Genomic DNA, 2,602 nt, shown 5'->3' on the forward strand with positions numbered 1-2,602 from the left:
ACCATTCCGATTTGATGTCGCCCGGGGCGCGAGGCGTTCTGGCTGTCTGGTTTCTGGCATCGGCGAAGCCGCGTGGTCAATCTTGAATCGCGGCTCGAAGGACTTGTTTTTTGCTGCTCCTGCTGTGGGCATGTGGGCAACGCCCTTCGCGTTGTCCAAGCGCAGCGGCATGTCCACAGCGCCACGGGCTCAGGCCTTTCGGCCGGGCTTACGGGTTCGCCGCAGGCTCTCGCCGTTGAGATCGATCCGGTGGGCATTGTGGACCAGGCGGTCGAGGACGGCGTCGGCGTAGGTGGGGTCGCCGATCAGCGCGTGCCATTGATCGACGGGGAGCTGGCTGGTGACGATGGTGGAGTGGCGGCCGTAGCGGTCCTCGAGGATCTCCAGGAGGTCGTGGCGGGCCGCGGCGTCGAGCGGCTCGAGGCCCCAGTCGTCGAGGATGAGCAGATCGACACGACCGAGCGCGCGCAGCAGGCGCGGGTGGCGGCCGTCACCGCGCGCCAAGGCCAGATCGCTGAACAGTCGCGGGACGCGCTGATAGAGCACGGAGCGATTGTCGCGGCAGACTTTGTTGCCGAGCGCCGAGGCGAGCCAGCTCTTGCCGACGCCGGACGGGCCACAGATCAAAAGATTGGCGTGGTCGTCGATCCATTGGCCTTCGACCAGCATCGTCAAGAGGCTGCGGTCGAGGCCGCGCGGGGTGCGATAGTCGATGTCCTCGACGCAGGCCTGCTGGCGCAGCTTGGCATATTGAAGCCGCTTCGACAGTCGCTTGTCGCGTCGTAGCGACGCTTCACGTTCGAGCAGCAGCGCAAGCCATTCGGCGTGGCCGAGGCTTGCGGCCTCGCCGCCGGCTTCGATGTCGGCGAAGGCCTTGGCCATGCCGTGAAGGCCGAGCTGATGGAGCTGATCGAGGGTCGGATGGGTGAGCAAGGCGTGATCTCCTAATTGTAGTAGCGCGGCCCGCGGATGTTGGGATGGAGGATCGGCGCGTCGTCCGCGGAGCGCTTGGGTGAAGGACGCCGATCAAGATTGTTGGCGAGGATCGATTTGACCGAACCGTAAGTGCGTGCGCCGATATCGATCGCCCGCATGGCGGCGGCATCGAGCCGCTCATGGCCGTAGGAGCGGGCCAGCCGGATGATGCCGAGGCAGGCGCGGAAGCCCTGCTCGGGGTGTGTGCGTTCATCCAGGATCAGATCGCACAGCGCCGCGGTGGCAGGTCCGATGATGGCTGCATCCTTGCGGATGCGCTCGATAGTCCAGCCGGCGTAGCGCCGATGACTGGAGGCCATGTGCTCCGGTACGGTCGTGTGCTTGTGGTTGCCGCTCATGCGTTGATGCGCGGCGATCCGCTCGCCCTTGTGGAAAATCTCGACGGTGCGGGCGGTGAAGCGCACCTCGACCTCGGCGCGGACGAAGCGATGCGGGACGCTGTAGTAATGCGCCTCGACCTCGACGTGATAGTCGATGCTGACCCGGCAGATCCGCCACTCGGCGAACACGTAAGGGCTCTCCGGCAAGGCCTTGAGTGCCGGCCGGTCGATCTCCTCCAATAGCTTGCGGCGGGTGACGCCGAGCCGCCGGATCGGCCGCTCCTCGTTGAGCCGGGTCATTAACTCGGCGATCGCCGCGTTGACCTCGGCGAGGCTGTGGAAGATCCGGTGGCGCAGCCGTCCGAGCAGCCAGCGCTCGACCATGAGGACCGCCTGCTCGACCTTGGCCTTGTCCCGTGGCCGTCGTGGCCTGGCCGGCAGAATGGCGGTGCCGTAATGCGCCGCCATGTCGGCGTAGCTGCGGTTGATCTGCGGATCGTAGAGGCAGGCCTTGATCACCGCGACTTTGGTGTTGTCCGGCACCAGTAGTGCCGGCACGCCGCCGATCGCCTCGAAGGCGCCGACGTGCCCGCTGATCCAGTCGGCGAGCCCCTGCGTCCAGGTCGCCTGCGCGTAGGTGAAGCTCGAGGCGCCGAGCACCGCGACGAAGATCTGCGCGGTGCGCCGTTCGCCGGTAAACCGGTCGATCACCACCGGCACGCCGTCGCCGGCATAGTCGACGAACAGCTTGTCGCCGGCCGCATGCGACTGGCGCATCGTCACCGACAGCCGGCCTTCCCAGGCCCGGTAGAGCTCGCAGAACCGCGAATAGCGATACCCGCCGGGTTCGCCCGCGATGTACTCCTCCCACACAATCGACAGCGTCACGTGCTTGCGCTTGAGCTCGCGGTGCACCGCCGCCCAGTCCGGCTCGGCCTGCCGCCGATGGCCCCGCCGGGTGCCGGGACCGGCTCCGGCGCTGGCGAACAGCCGGGCCTCCAGCACTGTGTCGGTGACGTCGTCTGGCAACGGCCAGGTCAGCCCCGCCGCCTCGAACCGGCGGATCGTCAACCGCACCGTCGAAGGGGCTGTCCCCACCCGCCGCGCAATCTCGCGGGTCGGCATCCCGGCCGACTTCAATCTGATCACATCGCGCACATGGCGCATCGCAAACCTCTCCGTCGGCATCCAGGTCCCCTTCGCAAAGCCGAAAGGCGGGACCGTATCGGAGCCAGAAGAGGCCTCGTCACCCCGGGCGACATCATCCCGGAATGGTGGGCGAGATC

The 2,602-nt window shown here is 67.0% G+C and carries 2 protein-coding genes; both read right to left on the bottom strand.

The window, feature by feature from the left end; all coding sequences use genetic code 11:
* Positions 1-189 precede the first annotated feature (189 nt).
* Entirely contained in the window at positions 190-933 is a 744-nt protein-coding gene (gene istB, locus XI09_RS08760; RefSeq protein WP_271566484.1) for an IS21-like element helper ATPase IstB, read from the bottom strand.
* 11 nt (positions 934-944) lie between these two features.
* Positions 945-2,483 (bottom strand): IS21 family transposase, encoded by a 1,539-nt coding sequence (gene istA, locus XI09_RS08765; RefSeq protein WP_271566485.1) that lies wholly within the window; start codon positions 2,481-2,483, stop codon positions 945-947.
* Between the last annotated feature and the right edge of the window lie 119 nt (positions 2,484-2,602).

Origin of the sequence: Bradyrhizobium sp. CCBAU 11386, from assembly GCF_028128955.1 — a bacterium.
Lineage (GTDB): Bacteria > Pseudomonadota > Alphaproteobacteria > Rhizobiales > Xanthobacteraceae > Bradyrhizobium.